We start from the raw sequence: 22,341 nt of genomic DNA on the forward strand, positions 1-22,341 counted from the left end.
GACCTCACGACGGGTGAGGACCGGTTCGGTTCCACCACCGTGGTCAGGTTCGGCAGCGCCGAGGCCGGGGCCTCGACGTTCGTCGAGCTGCACGGCGCCCCGGCGGGGAAGGGAAAGAAGGGCGGCCTCGGCAAGGTCGTCACGACCGTGCTGGTGCTCGGTCTCGCGGGCGGCGGCGCCTACGGCTACCGCGTCTGGTCCGACCACAACAACGACATGCCCGGCGTCAAGGACGTGTCGGCGGAGTCGGCGCGGCAGCAGGCGACCCTGGTCGACCAGGAGGACCTGCGGGTCATGCAGATCCGCGCCAAGCAGGAGTCCGACCTCGCGGGCGGTGGGGCGCCCGCCGCGGCGGCGCGCGTCCCGCGGCTGCTGACCTCCGCGAACGGCCGCACGCTGATGCTGCCGCAGCGCCGTCAGCCCTACTACGTGGCGGAGCTGGCCAAGCTCGCCGGGCAGGACTTCCAGCGCCAGAACGACGGGTCCTACCTGCTCGGCGTCAACATCATGGTCGCCGCGGGCGGCAAGCTGATCCTGCAGAGCTCCAAGGGGCCGCTGACGATCCGGATGCGCAGCATCCCCGGCTCGTTCGCCTCGATCGTCAGCGCGGGCGGCACGGTGCGGGTCAACGGCTCCGCGCAGAACCCCGTCCGCTTCACCAGCTGGAACGACGAAACCCGCAAGCCCGACACGCAGGTGGCCGACGGCCGCGCCTACATCCGCGCGATCGGCGGCCAGTTCAGCATGAAGTACACCCAGGTCTCCCACCTCGGGTTCTGGAGCGGACGCACCGGCGGCGTCGCGCTGACCGGCTCGGACCGTCCGGACACCGCGGCCGAGCCGACCGGTACGGCGAGCCCGCCGCAGGCGGTCCGGCTGCCGTCCGGCGCCACCGAGGCGACCCGCGGCAACCGGCAGGAGGTCGAGGTCGCCGCGGCGGGCGCGGCGGGCCGCGGCACCTCCTTCTTCGTCCCGGCGGCCAACCTCGTCAGCGGCGTCATCGACCACTCCACGTTCGACGGGGACGCCTACGGCCTGTTCGTGACCGCGTCCAACCAGACGCAGATCACCAACAACCTGATCAAGAACAGCCTGGTGCACGGCGTGCTGCTGCACCGGTTCGCCAAGAACGCCACGATCGAGAACACGACGGTCACCGGCAGCCGCGGCGACGGGTTCGTGCTGTCGCGCGGCACCGAGGGCGTCCGGGTGACCAACTGCACGTCCGAGGGCAACGGCGGCAACGGCTTCACCCTCAACGGGCAGCCGCTCGCCGACGGGCCGTCCGCGTCGGGCGAGGCGATCACCGCGTTCGGCGGGAACCTCGTCAGCAGCAGCATCGTCAAGAACAACCGCCGCTACGGCGTGGAGCTGCTCGGCGGCGACAACGTCGCCGTCCAGAACAGCCGCATCACCGGCGGCGACATGGGGATCGTCGCGCGCGACAAGGGCACCCGCATCCAGATCTCCGGCAACCAGATCCGCGACCCCGAGCGGCAGGGCATCGTGCTGCGCGACGGGCTGCGCGGCGGGACGGTGTCGGGCAACGTCATCGTCGGCGCCGACACGGCCCTGTACGTGCGGGACGCCTCCAGCACCATCACCGGCAACACGGTGCAGTCCGCGCACCGGCACGGCGTCACGCTGCGCGGGAACGTCACCGGCACCAACATCACGGGCAACACCCTGGCCGGTGCCGGGACGAGCGTGATGGACGTCGACCGCGCCACGGGCTCGTACGCCGACGGGGGCAACCACACCAAGGGCTGGCACAAGACGGCCGGTTTCTGGACCTGGGTCAAGCGGGTCTTCAAGCCGATGAACATCATCTGGGCGGGCGTGTTCCTGCTGGTGGCCATCTCGGTGATCCGCTCCCGCGGCGCGGGCCTGCGCATCGGACGCCGCGGAGCGCATCCTTACGAGCAGCAGACCAAGCTCGAGGAGCGTCCCGTGCACCTGCTCCGGCGCGCCGCTAGCGTCCCCTCGCAGGACGGCGAACGGGTGGGGGCGCACGCCGCCCGCTAGCCGGTCCCGACCGACGCACGACGCACGACGCAGGGTCATCGAAGGAGTAGTTCGGCAATGACGGTGAAGATCGATATCAAGTTCGTCCTGGGCCTGCTGATCGGCGCGGTGGTCGTCGGCGGACTGGTGTTCGCCGTCACCTCCGGAGGCGGCGACGGCGATTCCAAGAAGGCGTCGGGGGACGAGACGGTCGGTCCCGCGCCGGACAACGGCGGCGGCGCCGACGAGGGCGGCGACAAGGGCGACAAGGGCGACGGCGGTGACGGGGGCGACGCCGGCGGCGCGCAGCCGGGCGGCACGCTCTCGCTGCCCGTCCCGGGCGGCGCCGGCCGGATCGCCTGCCCGCAGCCGACGAAGACCGTCGGCGGCGACGGCGACCTGGAGAAGGCGCTGAAGGGCGCCCAGGCGGGCGACGTCATCCAGATGAAGCCGGGCACCTACTCCGGGAAGTTCGTCGCGCGGACCTCCGGCACGCAGCAGCAGCCGATCTTCCTGTGCGGGGACGAGGGCGCGATCATCGACGGCGGCGGCGTGAAGAAGGGCTACGCCTTCCACCTGGACAAGGCCAGCTACTGGCGGCTCATCGGGTTCTCGGTGCGCAACAGCCAGAAGGGCGTCATGGCCGACACGAGCAACGGTTCGATCATCCAGGGGCTGACCGTCCACGACATCGGCGACGAGGCCATCCACCTGCGCAACTTCTCCACCGGCAACACCGTTCAGTACAACAAGATCTACAACACCGGGCTGCGCCGCGAGAAGTTCGGCGAGGGCGTCTATCTCGGTACCGCGCAGTCCAACTGGAAGCAGTTCTCCGGCGGCAAGATCGACCACAGCGACAACAACGTGGTCCGCGGCAACGTCATCCGGGCCACCGCCGAGGCGATCGACATCAAGGAGGGCACCACCGGCGGCAAGATCCTCAACAACGTGTTCGACGGGTCGAAGACCGGCGGTGACAAGCACAACGACTCCTGGGTCGACGTCAAGGGCAACAACTACGTGCTCGAAGGCAACAAGGGCACCGGGACGCCCCAGGACGGCTTCCAGACCCACGAGATCCTGGACGGCTGGGGCCGCGGCAACGTGTTCCGCAACAACGTCATCGACCTGGCCGGCGGCAAGGGGGTCGGCATCAACGACACCGCCGGCGGCAACACCATCACCTGTGACAACAAGGTCCAGGGCGGGCAGCTGACGAAGAAGGGCAAGTGCTCCTGACGCGCACGGGGCGCACGGGGGCGAAGGTGCACTGTGAAGAATCTGAAGTTCGCGGGCGTGCTGGCGGCGGGGGCCGCGGCCACGGTCGCGGCCGTCCTGCTCGCCACGGGCGGCGGGGACGGCGGGTCCGGGGAGAAGACGTCGGGCGATGACCCCGGCGCCGGCGCGGGACTCGGCGCCGGCGCGGGCGCGGAGGGCGCCGGGGCGGGCACCACGCCGCCCGGCGAGGGGACGGGCCCGGGTGGAGCCGCGGCGCTGAGCCGGCCGGGGGAGACGCTCCCGCTGCCCGCCGGTGGAGGACGCGTGGCGTGCCCGAAGCCGACGGTCACCGTGCACAACGCGATGCAGCTCCAGGAGCGGCTCAACACGGCGCAGCCGGGCCAGGTCATCGGCCTGGCGCCCGGCACGTACACGGGGCAGTTCAGCAGCCAGCGGTCCGGTTCCGCGGGCAAGCCCATCTTCGTGTGCGGCACGCCGCGGTCGGTGCTGGACGGCGGCAACACGTCCAAGGGGTACGGCTTCCATCTGGAGGGCGCGAGCCACTGGCGGCTGATCGGGTTCACCGTCCAGCGAAGCCAGAAGGGCGTGATGCTGGACGGCTCGTCCGGCTCCGTCGTGCAGGGGCTGACCGTCCGCGACACCGGCGACGAGGCCGTCCACCTGCGCCGGTTCAGCACCGGCAACGCCGTCCAGTTCAACACCATCTCCGGCACGGGGCGACGCAACCCGCGCTTCGGAGAGGGCGTGTATCTGGGCTCGTCCCACAACAACTGGGGCGCCCTCACCCAAGGGCAGCCGGACCGCAGCGACAACAACCTCGTCGCCGCGAACCGGATCCAGGCCACCGCCGAGGCGGTGGACATCAAGGAGGGCACGTCGGGCGGCCGTCTCAGCGGCAACGTCTTCGACGGCTCGAAACTGTCCGGCGACGGCGTCAACGACTCCTGGGTCGACGCCAAGGGCAACAACTACGTGATCGAGGACAACCGCGGCGCCAGAACCGTCGCGGACGGGTTCCAGACCCACGAGGAGTACCGGGGCTGGGGTACGGGCAACGTCTTCCGCCGCAACGTCATCGACCTGGGCGGCGGCAAGGGCGTCGGCATCGGCCTGCACTCGGACGGCAACACGGTCGCCTGTGACAACAAGGTCACCGGCGGCCAACTGACCAACAAGGGCAAGTGCTCCTAGAGCTCACGGGAGTCCTTCTTCCGTCACACCCTCAAGACAGCGTCAAACACAAGGGAGAAGCGCCAATGAACCCGACGGAGTCCCCCAGGCTCACCGTCATCGGCACCGGCTACCTGGGTGCCACGCACGCCATCTGCATGGCCGTCCTCGGCTTCGAGGTCCTCGGCGTCGACGTGGACCAGCGCAAGATCGACAAGCTCGCCTCCGGCGAGGTGCCGTTCTTCGAGCCGGGGCTGCCCGAGCTGCTCACCAAGGCGCTCGAGTCGGGCCGGCTGCGCTTCACCACCTCCATGAAGGAGGCGGGCGAGTTCGGCGACGTGCACTTCGTGTGCGTGGGCACCCCCCAGCGGCCGGGATCGGACGCCGCCGACCTCACCTACGTGGACGCGGCGGTGACCAGCCTGGCGCCCCACCTGGAGCGCAGGGCCCTCGTCGTCGGCAAGTCCACGGTGCCGGTCGGCACGGCCAAGCGCCTCACCGGCGTCCTGCACGAGCTGGCGCCCGCGGGCACCGAGATCGAGCTCGCCTGGAACCCCGAGTTCCTGCGCGAGGGCTTCGCGGTCGACGACACGATGCGTCCCGACCGGCTCGTGTTCGGCGTGGCGTCGGACTGGGCCGAGGAGCGGCTGCGGGCGGCGTTCAAGCCCGTCCTGGACCTCGGCACGCCGGTCGTGCGCACCGACCTCGCCACGGCCGAGCTGGTGAAGGTCGCGGCGAACTCGTTCCTGGCCACCAAGATCTCCTACATCAACGCGATGGCGGAGGTCTGCGAGGCGGTCGGCGCCGACATCAAGGACCTCGCCGACTCGCTCGCGCTGGACGACCGGATCGGCGGCAAGTTCCTGCGGCCGGGCCTCGGCTTCGGCGGCGGCTGCCTGCCCAAGGACATCCGGGCGTTCGCGCACCGCGCCGAGGAGATCGGCGTCGGCCAGGCCGTGTCGTTCCTGCGCGAGGTGGACGACATCAACCGGCGGCGCCGCGCCCGCACCGTCGACCTCGTCCGCGAGCTGCTCGGCGGCCAGATCTCCGGCAAGCGCATCGCGGCGTGGGGCGCGGCGTTCAAGCCGAACTCCGACGACATCCGCGACGCCCCGGCGCTGGACGTCGCGCGCACGATGCACGGCCTCGGCGGGCACGTACGGGTCTACGACCCGGCGGCGCTCGACAACGCCCGCCGCGCCTACCCGGAGCTGCGCTACGGCGACAGCGCGCTCGACGCGGCCGAGGACGCCGACGTCGTCGTCCTGCTGACCGAGTGGGCGGACTTCCGGGAGATCGAGCCCACCGCCCTCGCCAAGGTCGTCCGGCACAAGCGGATCGTGGACGGCCGGCACGCCCTCGACGCGGCGCAGTGGCGCTCCGCCGGCTGGGAGTACCGCGCCCTCGGCCGCTCCTGACGGCCCGGCCCCTCTTCAACGCCCTTCTCCACCGCGCTTCATCACCGCGCTTCTTCACCGCGCCTCTTCACCGCGCCTCTTCACCACAGGGCACGTTCCCGCCGGTGCCTCCCTCACCGGCGGGAACGCGTCCTGCGCGAGAACACTGTGCGGCTGGGAACACTGCGGGGCCGAGAACACTGCGGGGCCAGGAACACTCCGGGGCCGAAAACACCGTGCGGCCAGGGACACCGCGCGGCCGAGAACGCTGCGGGGCCCAGGAACACCGCGCGGCCGGGAGCGCTGCGGGGGCCAGGGACTGTGCCGCCGGGAACACTTCGGGGCCGGGGGCCGTTGACGCGGGTGAGGGCTCCGGCGGGGTCCTCCCGGACGAGGTGCGCCGTACCCGGTAGGCGAAGACGACGCGTGACCGTGTCGTCTCGTCTTCCGGGAGTTCTCATGGCGTGGATCCTCGTCGTCGTCGCGGGCCTGTTCGAGGTCGCGATGGCCCTGTGCCTGAAGGGGAGCAAGGGCTTCTCCGAACCGCTGCCGTCCGTGGGCTTCCTCGTGTTCGCCGTGACGAGCTTCGGGCTGCTCAACTTCGCGCTGAAGTCCCTGGACGTCGGCACCGCCTACGCCGTGTGGGTGGGCATCGGCGCCGTCGGGACGGCCGCGCTCGGCATGATCGTCATGGGCGACCAGGTGTCCGCGTTCAAGATCGGTGCGCTGGCGCTCATCGTCGCGGGCGTGGTCGGGCTCAACCTGGCGGGCGGCGGCCACTGAGCAGCGCGCCCCCCTCTTAGGCAGGTTGGCCCCACCAAAACCGTCGAATCGCAGGTCACAGGATCACGGTGGAACGTAACCTCCCGTAAGGGCGTCTATGGGACGAGAGCGCCCGGAGCGCTCGAACACGGGAGGACGGATCCTTGGTCTTCAAGAAGCTGCGTCAGGCGATGGGCATCGGCGGCCCCTCGATCGAGACGGTGCTGCACGACCCGAACACCACACCGGGCTCGGTGGTCACGGGTGAGATCACCATCGTCGGCGGCCAGTTCAACTCCGACATCAAGTCGGTGAACCTGGCCCTGCGCACGCGGGTGGAGGTCGAGTCCGGCGACAGCGAGTACACCTCGAACCTGGAGTACTCCAAGATGCCGGTCGCCGGGAACTTCACGCTGGCGGAGGGGGCGCGGCACAGCGTCCCGTTCCAGTTCCCGATCCCGTGGGAGGCTCCGCTGACCCACATGTACGGGCAGCCGCTCCACGGCACCACGGTCGGCGTCGCGACGGAGCTGGAGGTGGCCGGGGCGGTCGACCCGGGCGATCTCGACCCGCTCGCGGTGCACCCGCTGCCCGCGCAGGAGCGCATCCTCGCCGCGTTCTCCAACCTCGGCTTCCGGTTCCGCAACGCCGACTGCGAGAAGGGCCGCATCTGGGGCGTCCACCAGGAGCTGCCGTTCTACCAGGAGATCGAGTTCCTGCCGCCGGGCCAGTACGCGCGCGGTATCAGCCAGCTCGAGGTCACGTTCGTGTCGTACCCGCAGTCGATGGAGGTCGTGCTGGAGCTCGACAAGCGCGGCGGGGTCTTCACCGAGGGCCACGACTCGTTCAGCCGCTTCACCGTCGACTACGCGACCGCCGGGCAGGTCGACTGGGAGCGCGAGCTCGACGGCTTCCTCCAGACCGCTGGGCGCCGCAGGGGGTTCTTCTAAAGGCCGCGCCCCGAACGGGGTCGGCCGTCCCCCTGCGATCAGGCCCGTCTTGATCGCAGGGGGGATCTCCCCGTAGAAAGGGTGCCCGTGCCCCAGCCCCCCGGACTCAACGACGCTGAACGCCGCCTGTGGACGGCGTTCCCCGCCGGCACGACGGTCGTGCTCGGCGACGACCTGCCCGCCGGCCCGCATCCCGACCGGATCGTCCGCGCCGAGATCATCACCCGGCTGCTGCTCGGCGCCGGCGAGACCCGTCCCGGGGTGGTCGCGGCGGTTCGGCTGCGCGGCGCCTACGTCGTCGGCGCGCTCGACGTGTCGGGCGGCACGGTCGAGCACGAGCTCCGGCTGGAGCGGTGCCGGCTCCTGGAGCGGCCCGTCTTCGCCAACGCGCACACTCGCCAGCTCCGCCTGTCCGGCTGCCGGATGCCCGGCTTCGACGGCGGCGGCCTGCGCGCCGACGGCTACCTCAGCCTGTCCGGGTCGCGGATCGATGGCGAGGTGCGGCTGCCCCGCGCGCAGCTCGCGGGCGGCCTCCGGATGAACGGCACCACGATCATCGCGTCCGCGCCGGAGAAGTGGGCGCTGTTCAGCGGCGGCCTCGTCGTCGAGGTCGGCGCGTTCATCCGGAACGCCGACATCACCGGCGGGGTGCGGTTCGTCGGCGCGCGGATGAGCGGCGGGCTTTTCATGGAGGGCACGACGCTCCGCAACCCCGGCCGCATCGCCCTGGACGGGCAGAACATGGTCGTGGAGGACGCCGCCGAGTTCAGCCGCGACTTCACCGCCCTCGGCACCATGCGGCTGCGCAGCGCCCGCTTCGAGGGCATCCTGTCGTTCTCCAGGGCCCTGCTGGACTCCTGCGACCCCGACCGGATGGCGCTGCACGCCAGCCACATGCAGGCGAACGAGCTGCTGCTCCTGCCCAGGGAGAAGATCAAGGGCAGGGTCTCGCTGTCCTTCTCCCGGATCGACGTGATCATGGACAGCCCGAAGTACTGGCCCGACCGGATGTACCTCAACGGCCTCACCTACGAGACGCTCCGCTCGAACGACGGCACGTTCAAGGACCGCCTGAACTGGGTGGCGCTCGACCGGCATTTCCACCTCCAGCCCTACGAGCAGCTCGCGGCCTGGTACCACAGCGTCGGCTCGGACGACCTCGCCCGACGGGTACAGCTGGCCAAGCTGCGCACGCGCCGCCACAGGCAGAACCCGGTCGGCCGGACCTGGAGCCACGTCCTCGACTGGACGGTCGGCTACGGCTACCGGCCGTGGCTCGCGTTCGCCTGGTTCGGGGCGCTGCTGGCCACCGGCACCGCGGTCTTCTCCCTCGACGCCCCCAAACCGATCAAGCCGCCGGACGAGCGCCCGGCCTTCCACGCCCTCGTCTACAGCCTCGACCTGCTGATCCCCCTCGACACGTTCGGCCAGCAGCAGGCGTTCGACGCGGTCGGCTGGTCCCGCTGGGTCGCCTACATCCTGGTCGCCACGGGCTGGGTCCTCGCCACCGCCCTCATCGCCGGCGTCACCCGCGTCCTGCGTCCAAGCTGACGTATTTAACTGCGATCCCGGCCCACGGCGCTCGCTTCGTGACCGTGCTCGTGCGAGCGCGAATCGCTTCGCGATCTTCCCGGCGGGGCTCGCCTCCGGCATCGCCCCGCCGCTCAGGTAGCGCGCTCGCGTGACGGCCGAGGCCACCGCACGGCAACCCCCATGCCAGCCCAAGCGAACCAACCAAGCAGCCCGACCTCCAGCAGCGTCCCGCCAGACGGGCCACACGCTCGTGTTAGGGCGGAGGGCCGCTTTCAGGTGCGCGCCAGACCGGGCTCGGTGGGTCGGTCGGTCCGTCGTAACCGGTATGGGGTGGGCGGTGCGGGCGGGCCGGAGATCCACGAGAATGGGCGGCATGGGCACGTACTTCATCACGGGGGCGACCGGCGGCATCGGGACCGCGGTCGCGGAGCTGCTGCGCGAGCGCGGCCATGACCTGATCCTCACCGGCCGCTCACCCGAGCGGCTCGACCGGCTGGCCGCGCGGCTGCGGACCGGCGCGCACGCCGCCACCCAGCTGATCAGCACGGGCCGGGGCGGCACCGGGCCGGGGGTGACGGGGCCGGGGGTGACGGGACCGGCGTCGCACCGCACCATCCGCACGATCCCCCTCGACCTGACCGAGCCGCGCCGCATCGAGGCGTCCCTCGCGCAGAGCGAGCTCCCCGGCCGCCTGGACGGGCTGATCCACGCCGCGGCCGTCGTGCACCTGTCCCCGATCGCCGAGCTCGAGGCGGACGAGTGGATCGACCACCTGTCGGTGAACCTGGTGTCGGCGGCCGAGCTGACCCGGCTGCTCCTGCCCGCGCTGCGCGCCGCCCAGGGGCACGTGGTGTTCGTCAACTCGACCGCCGGCCTGCGCGCCAAGCCGGAGTGGTCGGCGTACGCGGCGAGCAAGTTCGGCCTGCGCGCCCTCGCCGACGGCCTGCGCGCCGAGGAGTCCGACCTGCGCGTGACGTCGGTGTACCCGGGCCGCACGGCCACGGAGATGCAGCGCAGCGTCCGCGCGCAGGAGGGCCTCCCCTACGCCGAGGACGACTTCGCGGCGCCCGGGACCGTCGCCCGCGTGCTGGTGTCCGCGCTGGAGATACCGCGCGACGCGGTGATCTCGGACGTGCGGGTGCTGCCGAACTGACCCGCTAGGAGGCGGCCGTGTCGCGGCGCAGGAACCACGCGCCCAGCACCCCGCCGATCAGCCCGAACAGGTGGCCCTGCCATGAGATGGCGGGGTCGTTCGGGATGACGCCGAGGAGCATCGTCCCGTACACCGCGACCACGGCCACGGCGATCGCGATGTCGGGCAGCCTCCGCTCGAACAGCCCCCGGCCCACCAGGTAGCCGAAGAACCCGAAGATCAGGATGCTGGAGCCGAGGGTGTTCACCGAGCTGGTGAACCAGACCCCGAGGCCGCCCACCACGATGATGACGAGGCTCGCGACGAGGAACTTGGCGATGCCCCGCATGGCGGCGAGGAAGCCGAGCACGAGGAACGGCACCGTGTTGGCCGCCAGGTGGTTCAGCCCGCCGTGCATGAACGGCGCGGTGAAGACGTCCGGCAGGTCGGCGACGTCCCGCGGCTGCAGGCCGAGCCGGTCGAGCCTGTTGTCGTCGACATAGACGTCGAAGAGCTCCAGCGCCCACATCACCGCGGTCACCGACCCGATCAGGATCGCCGCGGTCAGCGCGCGGGCGCCCTGCTCGGCGAACCCACGGGAACGCTGCTTGTCGGGGGTATGGCTCATGCTGCCACCGTAGATCGGGTTGCCCGCGCCGTCACGATGTCAACGCCCCGTCGTACCCGATCGTGCCCGGCGCCCTCCGCCGCGTCACCGCCCGTCCGTGGTTCCGGCGCGCCGTCCCGCTACGCCGCGGAGGCGTGCTCCGGCTCGGACGCGTCGCCGCGGACCACGATCACCGGCAGCCGCCGCCGCGCGGGCGCCTCGGCCGTCCGGCGCAGGTAGCGCCGCTCCTCCGGGGTCGTCCCGCCCCAGATCCCGTCCGGCTCGCCGACGCGCAGCGCCCACGCCAGGCAGTCGGCCACGACGGGACAGTTCGCGCAGATCGCCTTGGCCGCGTCCTGCTGCTCGCGCAGCACGGGCGCGGAATAGCCGATCGGGAAGAACAGATCGGGATCGGCGCCGCGGCAGATGGCGTGATCCGTCCAGTGTTCCTCGTTCTCGTTGTTGTGCATGGCTTCTCCCTGCGGCGGCGGGCCACCGGCAGTTCGCGGGTCGAGGTGATGTCCACCCAACGTAGTACTACGGGCCGTAGTACTACAAGTCGAGGCGGGCACTGCACCGTAACGTCCGGATAGCCTGGTGATTGTGCAGCGTGATCAAGAAGTGACCTTCCGCGAGGCAACGGCGGACGATCTGCCCCGGATCGTCCGGCTTCTGGCGGACGATCCCCTCGGCGCGACCCGCGAAACCCTCGCCGACGTGATCCCTGACGCCTACCTCGCCGCCTTCGCCGCCATCCAGAAGGACCCGAACAACGTCCTCGTCGTCGCCGAGGTCGGCGGCGCCCTGGCCGGCACGCTGCAGCTGACCTTCATCCCCAGCCTCACCTACACCGGCGGGGAGCGCGCCCAGATCGAGGGCGTCCGCGTCGCCGCCGAGCAGCGCGGCCACGGCGTCGGCCAGGCCCTCATCACCTGGGCCATCGACCAGGCCCGCGCCCGCGGCTGCCGTGTGGTGCAACTCACCACCGACCGCCAGCGCCCGGACGCCATCCGCTTCTACCAGAAGATCGGCTTCCGCCCGTCCCACATGGGCATGAAGTACCACCTGACCTGACCCCGGGACGACCCGACGGCGACCACCCCGGCCACGCGCCGGGGAAGCGCATCGCCGTCCCTTCCCTCGCATCCGGCACGACACGGTGCCCGCCCCTCCGGCGCGCCTCCTCAGAGCACCCGAGGACGCGCGGGTCGGTGACGCGCAACCCGTCGGGGAGCGGCCGACGTCGAACCACGCGCATCCAGATGTGCGCCAAGCGCAGCCAGCCTGCCCTCTGCATTCCTATGGTCGTTCACCCTCGGAGATACCTTCCGGTCAAGAACGAGGCGGGGCCGTTTCGCCTGAACCGACACCGTTCGCCCCGCAGCTGACCGCACCAAGCACTAGCGTTGCAGTAACTGTCCGTTGTCTTCTGTCACGGACAGCATGGACCTTCAAAGCCCAATGCGGTGCCGGCCGTCTGGGCGAGCAGGGAGATGGATGTGGGCAAACACGGCAAGCAGGTCGACTGCGGAATGTGCAACGGCACGGGAAAGATCAAGATGGGAGGCAACGGTGCAGGCGGACAGAAACAGGAGGTCATCTGTACAGGCTGCAGCGGGAGCGGTAAGCAAGGCTCATGAAGGCGTCCGACATCCGGTTGGCCGTGCCGCGCGAGGACTTCGTGCCGGACGTGATCTGGGTTCGCCGGGATGACGGCTGGGCCGTCCCACTGAGCCGGAAGGACGATCCCGAGGAGTGGAACCGCCTTGTCGCGGGCGATGACCAGCCCGTCATCACCCAGGTCGACGACGGGGCCACGGACAAGGGCACGTGGCCGACCTCGTCCGGAAGCTCGCCGGAGATCATGGCGATCATGATCGACGCGCTGGACGTCCGACCGGGCATGCGCGTCCTGGAGATCGGCACTGGAACCGGGTACAACGCGGCGGTCCTCGCCTGGCTTCTCGGAACCCCGAACGTGACCACCGTTGAGATCGACGCGACGGTGGCGGAACACGCCCGCGACGCCCTTCGCGCCGCCGGGTACCCGGTCCGCGTCGTGACGGCGGACGGTCTGAAAGGCCACCCCGAGAACGCGCCCTATGACCGGATCATCGTCACGGCCGCCGTGACCCACGTCCCTTACGCCTGGGTCGAGCAGACCAAGCCCGGCGGGATGATCCTTGCCCCCTGGGCGCCGACCTTCCATCCCGACTGGCCCCTGTGCCGCCTGACGGTTCAGGCGGACGCTACGGCGGAAGGGCGTTTCATCGGCCCTTCCTCGTTCATGCCCATGCGCGGGCAACGCTTCCCGCAGTCCGTCATGCACGAAGCGGAGGAAGAATGGACCCGCCTAGGCGAACCCGCTTTCGGACGGTTCGGAGTGACGGTCACCCCCACGGGACAGCAGATCTGGCTGGACTCCAAGGAAAACGTGATCAAGTAGCGGCGCCCGCCCCAGCGGCGGGCGGCGAGAAGCTCTACGCGCTCATGACCGAACGGCAGCTCAGCCAGCGCAAACTGGCCAAGCTCGTCCCCTGCCACTCCACCCACATCTCTAAGATCATCAATGGCGTCACGCGGCCCTCCACCGCCATCGCCGAACGCCTCTACGTCCTACTGGACGCCGACGGCACCCTTACAGCCCTCACACCGCCCACACCCCGACGTGGTTCGGCGGATCAGGGCAAGGCCGCCATGGGTACCAATAATCACGGAACCGATCCTGACTCCTGGGACGACGATGTGAAAGGGCGCGCTGCCCTTCAACTCCTCACCACGCTCGGCGTGAGCGCGGGCACCTTCGACATCACCCCCTTACAACGACTCGCCGACCTCGCTCTGACGGCCGTCCCCCGCGACCTGGACGACTGGCGTCTCGCCTGCCTCGACCACCTGCACGCCCTGCGCACCCGCCCCGCCGCCCAGGCCCGCGACGACCTGGTCACCGACCTGCTCGCCCTGGCCGAACAACTCAGAACCGCCAACACCGGAGATATCGTCGAGCTACGCCGAGTCCAGGCGGCCCTGACGATGATCCACGCACACCTGTCGTCCCGGCTCGGCGACAACGGAGCCGCCATCCGCTGGTGGCGCACCGCCCGCACCGCCGCCGACACCACCGGCGACCTCGACCTCCAACTCATGATCCGATGCGAAGAGGCCAAAGTGGGTCTCTACGGCCAGCGCGATCTGCACACGGTGCTGGCCCTCCTACAGGACGCGGATCGGATCGCCGGGGCGTCACCCTCGTTCTGGAAGGCCGACCTCGCGGGCACACGCGCCAAGGCCCTCTCCCTTCTGGGGAGGCACGACCAGGCACTGCAAGCCTTGAACGTCAACGTCGATTACGGCGGGCCCGACAAACCTCCCGACATCCTTCCCACTCTGTGGTCGGCCCCCGTACGCAACTTCCGCGAGGTGCTGGCCAAGACCGCGCCTGCCCCCGCCCTGATGCCCATCACACCCAGCACGTGACGCTCACACCGCCGTGCACGTCCTGAGCAAGCTTGCTCACTTCTGCCCATGGGGGCTCCACGTGCCACTGGAGCCGGGGGCGAAAGGGGTTTATGCCCGGGTGGGAGGACGTCCGTTGTCGCGGGCCTGGGGCGGCCGTCGGTCAGGGGGTGCTGGTCTTTGGGGGGTCGTTGGTCCAGCGGGCGGCCAGGGCGGCGCGGTAGGTGAGGACGTCGCCTGCGGTGCGGACGCCTTGGCGGCCGATCCGGCCGGAGCGGGTCGCGACCTCCTGGGTGGACAGCAGGCGGCCGGTCGCGCGGTCGACGACCAGCCAGCGCTCGGTGCCCGGCCTTTCGGGCTCGCGCAGCGCGACCGCCGACCCCGGGCGCCCGAGCGCGTCCGTCACCGGGCCGATCTCGCGGAGGCCGGGCAGCCCGACGAGCATCCGGTAGGCGGCGGAGCGCACCTTGGGCGGGGCGGGAGCCTCCAGGAGCAGTGTCTCCGCGTCGGCGAACAGCCAGCCCGCGTCGCTTATCGCGCCCTCCTTTGCGGGACCACGGTTCCGGCGCAGGTGGTCGCGCAGCGCGGCCGGCTCGGTGGGCAGCGTGCGCAACTGGTCCGCCGTCACCTTGCGCCCTGACAGCATGAAGGTGAGCTCTTCTTGGAGCTTCTGGACGCCGCCGCCACTCGCCCGGGAACTCAGCGTTCCCTGAAGCCCCCCCACGGTTTCGGACCAGGTGCCGGGCGCACCGTCCCGGCGCCAGGTCTGGCGGTCGACCGGACGCCACGGGTGCCAGCCGCTGAAGCGGTCGCCCTGGTAGGACGGTTTGCCGGTCCACTGCCGGACGTCGTTGTTCGCCTCGATGACGTATGAACGCCCCGGCTTGCCGACAACGCGGGTCGTGCCGATCTGGAGGTGGGTCGTCCAGAACCGGCCGGTTCCCTGCGGGGCCGAGCCGATCCGTTCGGCGGCGGCCACCAGGATGTTGCCGGACGGCTCGGGCGCCGCCGGTGCCGGGGCATCGCCGTCGCGTAGGGAGGGGATCGCCACGGCGGCGGCAGCGGCGAGGACGGACGCCGTGGCCAGCAGGCCACCGGTGCGTCGCCGGCGGCTCCTCACCCGGGGCCTGGCCGTCCCCTGGGCGGCGGCCGTCAGGCGGGAGCGCGCCGCCTGGACGGTGGCGTCGGTGAGCCCGGGGGGAGGGTCCATCAGGTTCTTGATCTCATCGAGGTCGTTCATGTTCTCTCCCGTCATGGTGCGAGGTTCGAGGTGCGGCGCAGGCGGCGCGACAGCTTGGCGCGGGCGCGGCTGAGCCGGGAGCCGACCGTGCCGTAGGAGATGCCGAGGGCCTCGGCGATCTCCTGGTGGGTGAGCTCGGCGAGCGCCAGCAGCAGGAGGACGTCCCGTTCTCCCGCCGACAGCTTGGCGAGGGCTTCGGCGAGCGCGGCGCGGCTCAGCTGGGCGCTGAGGCGGGCGGTCACCTCGTCCGCGTGGTCGTCGTCGACGGCGGCCATGGCCGCCTGCTTGTAGGCACGGAACTGCGCGGTCTGCCGCCGTCGGTGCTTGCCGATGAGGTTGGTGGCGATTCCGTAGAGCCAGGGGCGTGCGTCGGGGCGGCTCAGGTCGTACCGGTGCCGCTTGTCGAAGGCCGCCAGGAACGTGTCGGACGCGACGTCGTCGGCGAGGTCGGTGCCCAGCCTGCGCTCGATGTAGCGGTGCACGTCGGCGAAGTACCTGTCGAATATCACCCCGAAGCGGTCCGGGCGGTCCCTGGACTCGGCGATGACGTCCGCGTCACTGGATCGGGCCGTCGGGGTAGGCGCCGTCACCGGTGTTCCGTCCTGGTCATGGAGAACTCTCCTGCGTCGGGGATGTGTCTCCCCTTCTCACCGCGAGCCTGGCCGGACTTTCCGAGATTGATGGGGCGGAGTGTGCCGGGGACCGATGTCACAGGACGGGGCGGGCGGGCGTCTCTTGTACGGCACGGTCATCGGGGAGACGCGGGAGCGCACTGTGAGCGAGGACAACGAGCGGACGATGGGCATGGCCGAACTGGACTCCGCCACGGAGGCGTTCGTCGCGCATCGCAACCTTCTGTTCACGGTCGCCTACCAGATGCTCGGCTCCGCCGCCGATGCGGAGGACGTCCTACAGGAGACCTGGCTGCGGTGGGCGGGGGTGGAGCACGGCGTCGTCCGGGATCATCGCGCGTATCTGGTCCGGATCACCACCCGGCAGGCGCTGAGCCGGTTGCGGACGCTCCGGCGGCGCAAGGAGTCCTACGTCGGGCCCTGGCTGCCCGAGCCGCTGCTGACCGCGCCGGACGTGGCCGAGGACGCCGAGCTGGCCGACAGCGTGTCGATGGCGATGCTGCTGGTGCTGGAGACGCTCACGCCGACGGAGCGGGCGGTGTTCGTGCTGCGCGAGGTGTTCGACGTGGCCTACGACGAGATCGCGGACGCCGTCGGCAAGAGCCCGGCGGCGGTCCGCCAGGTCGCGCACCGGGCGCGGGTGCACGTCGCGGCGCGGCGGCCGCGCGGGACCGTCTCGGCGGCCGAGACGCGCGGGGCGCTGGAGGCGTTCCAGCGGGCCGTCGAGACGGGGGACCTGCAGCGCCTGCTGGACGTCCTCGCGCCGGACGTCGTCCTGCTCGGGGACGGCGGCGGGGTCGCGCAGGCCGCGCCTGTCCCCATCGTGGGCGCCGGCCGGGTGGCCCGCGCGCTGAGGAGGCTCGACTCCACCCGGTCGCTGTCCCCGGCGCAGGTCAACGGCCATCCGGCGCTGGTCCTGCGGTTCGGCGACGAGATCGACACCGTGCTCGCGGTGCGCGTCGACGACGGCCTCATCGCGGGTCTCTACGCGGTGCGCAACCCCCACAAGCTGGAGTACATGAACCGGGAGATCACCCTGCGCCGCTGATCTCGTTTCCGGCCCCCGGGGCGTCGGCCGCTCTCGTCGGTTATCCGCCCGAACCGCGGGCACCATGGCGAAAAGATCATTTGTTGCTGGGGGCTTTGCCGGGAGGATGCATCCTTATCCTGTGATGTCCGTCTCGGGGGCGGATGCGGGGTGAGCGGCGGCGAAGGTCCTGCTAGGCGCGGGTTTTCCGGTGTGGGATGGATGTGCCGGACGGGGAGAGAGATGCCCGCGAGGACCATTCCAAGCCGTAAGTCGAGGAGCGTTCTGTATCTGTTCACCTAAGCGTGGAATCCTGGCCACCTGGGTGTGGACCACCGCCGCCCGACCCCGTCCTGAGGAGTAGATCGTGGCCGTCAAGCATCTGGAGATCGAGCACAAGTACGACGCCGCCGCCGGGTTCCTGCTGCCCGAGCTGGACGGTCTCCCGGAGGTCGCCGCGGTCGCCGAGCCGGAGATCCACGAACTGCACGCGAGCTACTTCGACACCGCCGACCTCCGCCTCGCCGCCCACGGGATCACGCTGCGGCGCCGCCGCGGCGGAACGGACGCGGGCTGGCATCTGAAGATGCCCGTGGGCCCGGACAGCAAGCAGGAGCTCCAGGCTCCGCTCGGCCGGCCCCGGGTCGTCCCGGCCCGGCTCGCGGGGCTCGTCGCCGCCTACACCCGCGGGGAGGCGCTGTACCCGGTGGCGACGCTCGAAACCGAGCGCACGGTGGTCCGGCTGCTCGACGAGGAGGGCGAGGTCCTCGCCGAGGTCGCCGACGACCTGGTCACCGGGCGGGACCTGCGGGAGGCCGTCTCCCCCGAGGTGACCCTCCTCGACGGGGCCGCCGAGGTGGCGGAGGAGCCCGCCCCCGAGCGGCGGTGGCGGGAGGTCGAGGTCGAGCTCGGCGCGGGCACGCCCGAACTGCTGAAGGCCGTGGGGAAGCGGCTGCGGCGGGCCGGGGCGAAGCGGGCCGCGTCGTCCTCCAAGCTCGGACGGCTGCTGGACGGGGCGGTCGTGCCGTCGGAGCCCGCGGCGGCGCGGTCGGCGGCCAGGACCCGGCTGGTGGCGGCGACGTCCAACGGCAAGGGCCCCTCGGTGACGACGGGCGAGACCGTGCTGGCCTACGTCGCCGAGCAGGTCGAGGCCATCTTCGAGTACGACCCGAAGGCGCGACTCGCCGAGGACGACGCCGTGCACAAGATGCGCGTGGCGACGCGGCGGCTTCGCAGCACGCTGAAGAGCTACCGGTCCGTCCTGGAAGTGGACCGTGCCGTCGAGGACGAGCTGAAGTGGCTGGCCGGGGCGCTCGGTGAGGTCCGCGACCTGGAGGTGCTGCGGATGCGCTTCACCGAACGTCTCGACGGCGCGGCGGCCGGGTGGCTGGAGGACCTCGCGCGCCAGGAGCGCGGCGCCTACCGGCGGCTGAACGCGAGCCTGAAGGAGCCCCGCTACTACGCGCTGCTGGAGACGCTGGACGGCATCGTCGCGGCGCCCCCGCTGGCCAAGGCCGCGGACAAGAAGGCGCGCAAGGATCTCCCGGATCTGGTCACGCGGTCCTGGGAGCGGATGGCCAAGGCGTACCGGTCGATCGCCGTCGCCGACGACAAGGACATCGCGCGGCACGACACCCGCAAGGCCGCCAAGCGCGCCCGGTACGCGGCGGAGCTGGCCGTCCCGGTGCTGGGGGCCGCGGCCAAGCAGGTCGCGAAGGACGCCAAGCGCATCCAGGAGGTCCTCGGCGAGTACCAGGACGGCGTGATCGCGCAGGAGCACCTGCGGGTGGCGGGCGCCCGGGCCCGGGTGCCGTCCGACGCGTTCGCGCTCGGCGTCCTCTACGGGACCGAGCACTGCGCGGCGGAGGCCGCCCGGGACCGGCTGGACGTCACGTGGTCGCAGACCCTCGGGCCGTCCTTCTGACCGGAGAGTGCCGTTCCAGCGCGGCGAGGCCGGGGCCCGACGGGTCGAGATGGGCGACCCAGAACTCGCCCTTCTGCAGGCCGGGATCGTCCGGGGCCTTCTCCCCGAGTTCCCCGCACAGGCCGGTGACCAGGTCGGACACCACCTCGCCGTGCGTGCACAGCAGGGTCGGCTCGGCGTCGCCGACGAGCTCGAAGAGGCGTTCCACGGCCCGGCCGGCGTCGGTCTCGCCGACGGTGAACGCGAGGTCGGTGGCGACCGGCTTCCGCATCCGCCGGGCGTAGGGGAGCACGGTCCCCAGGCACCGGGCGGTCGCCGAGCTGACCGGCCGGGCCGGGCCGTAGGAGTGCAGCAGGACGGCGAGGTCCACGGCCTCGGCGCGGCCCAGCTCGTCCAGCGGGCGCAGCTCGTCGGGCTCGCTCCACAGCCGTTTCTCGCCCGCGGCGCCGTGCCGGACAATGATCAGTGGCCAGGTGTGCGACGGGCCGCCGAGGAACTCGTGGAGCAGGTCGATGTCGTGCTGGTAGCTGAGCCTGGCCTCGGCCTCGGCCACCGGTAGCCAGACGAGCCGGTCGACCTCGTCGTTCGGGCGGAGCGCGCCCTCCGCCACGGCGCGGGCGGCCCAATACTCGACCGTCTTCGGTCGTCCGTCGATCGAGTAGGCGACGGTCGGCAGCCGCCGGCCGAGACGGGCGACGACGCCCGTCTCCTCCTCGATCTCGCGGACGGCGGTGCGCAGCACGTGCTCGCCCTTGTCGACCTTCCCCTTAGGGAACGACCAGTCGTCGTAGCGAGGCCGGTGGATCAGCGCGACCTCGGGGCCGTCCCGCCATAGGACGGCCCCGGCCGCGCGGATCGGGGACTCAGTTTTCAACCGTCCGCCACCGCCTGCTCTTGACGAGGTGGGTCTGGATGTCCAGCATGGGCTGGCCGTTCAGGGGGAGGTTGCGCGTCCACGTTCCGTCCCCGGCGAGGGTCCAGGCGAGGGTGCTGTCCTCCATGGCCATCTCCAGGAGGGTGAGCAGCTCCTTCTTGTGCGCCCTGTCCTTGACCGCGACGAGCGCCTCGACGCGGCGGTCGAGGTTGCGGTGCATGAGGTCGGCGCTGCCGATCCACACCTCGGGCTCGCCGCCGTTCTCGAACGCGTACACCCGGGAGTGCTCCAGGAACCGGCCGAGGACGCTGCGCACCTGGATCGTCTCCGACAGCCCAGGGACGCCGGGACGCAACGCGCATATGCCGCGCACCCACACGTCCACCGGTACCCCGGCGCTGGACGCCTCGTACAGCGCGTCGATCACGACCTCGTCGACGAGGGAGTTGCACTTGATCCGGATGCGCGCCTCGTGCCCGGCGCGGTGGTTGGCGACCTCGTGCTCGATGCGCTGGACGAGCCCGGCGCGCAGGCTGTTCGGGGCGACCAGCAGCCGGTGGTAGGAACCCTGCCGGGAGTAGCCGGTGAGGTGGTTGAACAGGGCGCTGACGTCCTCGCCGACCTCGGGGTCGGCGGTGAGCAGGCCGAAGTCCTCGTACAGCCGGGCGGTCTTCGGGTGGTAGTTGCCGGTGCCGATGTGGCAGTAGCGGCGCAGGATCCCGTCCGCGTCCTGCCGGACGATCAGCGCGAGCTTGCAGTGCGTCTTCAGCCCGACGAACCCGTAGACGACGTGGCAGCCCGCCGTCTCCAGCTTGCGCGCCCAGGCGATGTTGGCGCGCTCGTCGAAGCGGGCCTTCAGCTCGACGACGACCACGACCTGCTTGCCCGCCTCGGCGGCGTTCATCAGCGCGTCCACGATCGGGGAGTCGCCGCTGGTCCGGTACAGCGTCTGCTTGATCGCCAGGACGCGCTTGTCGGCGGCGGCGTCCTCGATCAGCCGCTGCACGGTGGTGGTGAAGGAGTCGTAGGGGTGGTGGACGAGCACGTCCCGCTCGCGGATCGCGGTGAAGATGCCCGCGTCCGCCGGCAGCGCCTCCTTGGAGGGCACGAACGGCGGGTACTTCAGCTCGGGCCGGTCCAGGTCGGCGATGGCCGACAGGCCGCCGAGGTCGAGCGGGCCGACGACCCGGTAGATCTGCGACTCGTCCACGCCGAGCTCGCCGGTGAGCAGCTCCAGCACCGCCTCGGAGATCGACTCCTCCACCTCGAGCCGGACGACGGGCCCGAACCGGCGGCGCAGCAGCTCGCGCTCCAGCGCTTGCAGCAGCCCCTCGCTGATGTCGTCGTCGATCTCCAGGTCCTGGTTGCGGGTGACGCGGAACGCGTGGTGCTCGACGACCTCCATCCCGACGAACAGCTGCCCGAGATGCGCCGCGATCACGTCCTCGAGCGGGGTGAACCGGTCGGGCGAGGCCTCGATGAAGCGGGGCAGCAGCGGCGGCACCTTGACCCGGGCGAACATCGTCGCCTCGGTCTCCGGATCGCGGACGATCACCGCGAGGTTCAGCGACAGGCCGGAGATGTAGGGGAACGGGTGCGCGGAGTCGACGACGAGCGGGGTGAGGACGGGGTAGATCCGGTCCCTGAACAGCCGCCGCAGCCGCTCCTGCTCGGTCTCGGCCAGCTCGTCCCAGCGCAGGATGTCGACGCCCTCCTTGCCGAGGGCGGGCCGGATCTCGTTGCGGAACGCGGCGGCGTGCCGGAGCATCAGCTGGTGCGCGACGGCGGCGGTACGTTCCAGCACCTCGCGCGGCTGCCGGCCGCTGGCGGACTGCACGGCCAGGCCGGTGGCCATCCGGCGGGCCAGCCCGGCGACCCGGACCATGAAGAACTCGTCGAGGTTGCTGGAGAAGATCGACAGGAACCGGACGCGCTCCAGCAGCGGCAGCGCGGGGTCCTCCGCGAGCTCCAGGACGCGCTGGTTGAACCTGAGCCAGCTCTCCTCGCGGTCCAGGAAGCGGTCTTCGGGCAGCGCTTCGGCATTCTGGGGGAGATGTCCTGGATTGACGGTCATATCCGTTATTTTCCCTGACCAAGATGAACGACAGTCGAACGCGACGGGTGCCCCGCCGGAGCGGATATGACGATCATGCCCCGTATGCCCGAGATCACTCGGTGAACCGGAACCCGTGTCCCGGCGAATGAGCGCGACATCACGTACCCCGGACCGAAACCGTCCAGACCACTACTGGTCAGCACCTAGACGTCCGGTCATGCGTCCGGACGGTCCGCCCCGGCGCGACGGAAACGATCGACGATCTCCTGGACCGGACACGGACAGTGACACGCGGCCCTGCCAGGCACGATGATCCGCCGGGCCGGCAGCCGCAC

19 protein-coding genes and 1 riboswitch are annotated in these 22,341 nt (G+C 71.0%); of the genes, 13 read left to right on the top strand and 6 right to left on the bottom strand.

The window, feature by feature from the left end; genetic code table 11:
- From E1291_RS12135 to E1291_RS12170, 8 genes are all read left to right on the top strand, one after another.
- Nucleotides 1–2,025, top strand: a 2,025-nt coding sequence (locus E1291_RS12135) for a right-handed parallel beta-helix repeat-containing protein (RefSeq protein WP_131737866.1), incomplete at its 5' end; no start/stop codon positions are given.
- 57 nt (nucleotides 2,026–2,082) lie between these two features.
- The gene (locus E1291_RS12140) at nucleotides 2,083–3,246 is read left to right on the top strand and encodes a right-handed parallel beta-helix repeat-containing protein (protein ID WP_131737867.1); all 1,164 of its coding nucleotides are present in this window, start codon (nucleotides 2,083–2,085) and stop codon (nucleotides 3,244–3,246) included.
- A 33-nt stretch (nucleotides 3,247–3,279) separates the two neighbouring features.
- Nucleotides 3,280–4,437, top strand: coding sequence for a NosD domain-containing protein (locus tag E1291_RS12145; RefSeq protein ID WP_131737868.1), 1,158 nt, complete (start codon nucleotides 3,280–3,282; stop codon nucleotides 4,435–4,437).
- Nucleotides 4,438–4,502: 65 nt separating this feature from the next.
- Nucleotides 4,503–5,834 (top strand): UDP-glucose dehydrogenase family protein, encoded by a 1,332-nt coding sequence (locus E1291_RS12150; RefSeq protein WP_131737869.1) that lies wholly within the window; start codon nucleotides 4,503–4,505, stop codon nucleotides 5,832–5,834.
- A gap of 342 nt (nucleotides 5,835–6,176) precedes the next feature.
- A riboswitch (guanidine-III (ykkC-III) riboswitch) is annotated at nucleotides 6,177–6,242 on the top strand.
- A gap of 30 nt (nucleotides 6,243–6,272) precedes the next feature.
- Nucleotides 6,273–6,596 carry a DMT family transporter gene (locus E1291_RS12155; RefSeq protein WP_131737870.1) on the top strand — a complete coding sequence of 108 codons (324 nt, stop codon included), beginning with the start codon at nucleotides 6,273–6,275 and terminating at the stop codon, nucleotides 6,594–6,596.
- A 143-nt stretch (nucleotides 6,597–6,739) separates the two neighbouring features.
- Nucleotides 6,740–7,525: a sporulation protein gene (locus E1291_RS12160; RefSeq protein WP_131737871.1), complete on the top strand. Its 786-nt coding sequence runs from the start codon at nucleotides 6,740–6,742 to the stop codon at nucleotides 7,523–7,525.
- A gap of 87 nt (nucleotides 7,526–7,612) precedes the next feature.
- Nucleotides 7,613–9,076, top strand: coding sequence for a hypothetical protein (locus tag E1291_RS12165; protein WP_131737872.1), 1,464 nt, complete (start codon nucleotides 7,613–7,615; stop codon nucleotides 9,074–9,076).
- 355 nt (nucleotides 9,077–9,431) lie between these two features.
- Nucleotides 9,432–10,211, top strand: a complete 780-nt coding sequence (locus E1291_RS12170) for an SDR family oxidoreductase (protein WP_207400697.1) — start codon at nucleotides 9,432–9,434, stop codon at nucleotides 10,209–10,211.
- Nucleotides 10,212–10,215: 4 nt separating this feature from the next.
- On the opposite strand, the gene E1291_RS12175 is transcribed toward E1291_RS12170, so the two are convergent.
- Both E1291_RS12175 and E1291_RS12180 read right to left on the bottom strand, forming a co-directional pair.
- Nucleotides 10,216–10,818: a rhomboid family intramembrane serine protease gene (locus E1291_RS12175; protein ID WP_131737874.1), complete on the bottom strand. Its 603-nt coding sequence runs from the start codon at nucleotides 10,816–10,818 to the stop codon at nucleotides 10,216–10,218.
- 119 nt (nucleotides 10,819–10,937) lie between these two features.
- Complete coding sequence (locus E1291_RS12180; protein WP_131737875.1) at nucleotides 10,938–11,267, bottom strand: WhiB family transcriptional regulator; 330 nt, start codon at nucleotides 11,265–11,267, stop codon at nucleotides 10,938–10,940.
- Nucleotides 11,268–11,418: 151 nt separating this feature from the next.
- Here E1291_RS12180 and E1291_RS12185 point away from each other — a divergent pair, with 151 nt between their 5' ends.
- From E1291_RS12185 to E1291_RS12195, 3 genes are all read left to right on the top strand, one after another.
- Nucleotides 11,419–11,871, top strand: a complete 453-nt coding sequence (locus E1291_RS12185) for a GNAT family N-acetyltransferase (RefSeq protein ID WP_131737900.1) — start codon at nucleotides 11,419–11,421, stop codon at nucleotides 11,869–11,871.
- 562 nt (nucleotides 11,872–12,433) lie between these two features.
- On the top strand, nucleotides 12,434–13,243 hold the full coding sequence (locus tag E1291_RS12190; RefSeq protein WP_131737876.1) for a methyltransferase domain-containing protein: 810 nt from the start codon (nucleotides 12,434–12,436) through the stop codon (nucleotides 13,241–13,243).
- Nucleotides 13,141–14,274, top strand: a complete 1,134-nt coding sequence (locus tag E1291_RS12195) for a helix-turn-helix domain-containing protein (RefSeq protein WP_370770981.1) — start codon at nucleotides 13,141–13,143, stop codon at nucleotides 14,272–14,274. Before E1291_RS12190 ends, E1291_RS12195 begins: the two co-directional genes overlap by 103 nt.
- A gap of 142 nt (nucleotides 14,275–14,416) precedes the next feature.
- Here the strand turns inward: E1291_RS12195 and E1291_RS12200 are convergent, their stop codons facing one another.
- Both E1291_RS12200 and E1291_RS12205 read right to left on the bottom strand, forming a co-directional pair.
- Nucleotides 14,417–15,493: a CU044_5270 family protein gene (locus E1291_RS12200; protein ID WP_131737878.1), complete on the bottom strand. Its 1,077-nt coding sequence runs from the start codon at nucleotides 15,491–15,493 to the stop codon at nucleotides 14,417–14,419.
- Nucleotides 15,494–15,504: 11 nt separating this feature from the next.
- Nucleotides 15,505–16,083 carry an RNA polymerase sigma factor gene (locus E1291_RS12205; protein WP_131737879.1) on the bottom strand — a complete coding sequence of 193 codons (579 nt, stop codon included), beginning with the start codon at nucleotides 16,081–16,083 and terminating at the stop codon, nucleotides 15,505–15,507.
- A 208-nt stretch (nucleotides 16,084–16,291) separates the two neighbouring features.
- Between E1291_RS12205 and E1291_RS12210 the strand changes: the two genes are divergently transcribed.
- Both E1291_RS12210 and E1291_RS12215 read left to right on the top strand, forming a co-directional pair.
- Nucleotides 16,292–17,173 carry an RNA polymerase sigma-70 factor gene (locus tag E1291_RS12210; RefSeq protein ID WP_131737901.1) on the top strand — a complete coding sequence of 294 codons (882 nt, stop codon included), beginning with the start codon at nucleotides 16,292–16,294 and terminating at the stop codon, nucleotides 17,171–17,173.
- Nucleotides 17,174–17,519: 346 nt separating this feature from the next.
- Entirely contained in the window at nucleotides 17,520–19,076 is a 1,557-nt protein-coding gene (locus tag E1291_RS12215) for a CYTH and CHAD domain-containing protein (RefSeq protein ID WP_242614104.1), read from the top strand.
- Here E1291_RS12215 and E1291_RS12220 read toward each other — a convergent pair.
- Together E1291_RS12220 and E1291_RS12225 are read right to left on the bottom strand one after the other, a co-directional pair.
- Nucleotides 19,042–19,950: an NUDIX hydrolase gene (locus E1291_RS12220; RefSeq protein WP_131737880.1), complete on the bottom strand. Its 909-nt coding sequence runs from the start codon at nucleotides 19,948–19,950 to the stop codon at nucleotides 19,042–19,044. The genes E1291_RS12215 and E1291_RS12220 overlap by 35 nt on opposite strands.
- Nucleotides 19,940–22,024, bottom strand: a complete 2,085-nt coding sequence (locus E1291_RS12225; RefSeq protein WP_131737881.1) for an RNA degradosome polyphosphate kinase — start codon at nucleotides 22,022–22,024, stop codon at nucleotides 19,940–19,942. Before E1291_RS12225 ends, E1291_RS12220 begins: the two co-directional genes overlap by 11 nt.
- Nucleotides 22,025–22,341: the final 317 nt, after the last annotated feature.

The organism is Actinomadura roseirufa (assembly GCF_900659635.1).
Taxonomy (GTDB): Bacteria; Actinomycetota; Actinomycetes; order Streptosporangiales; family Streptosporangiaceae; genus Spirillospora; species Spirillospora roseirufa.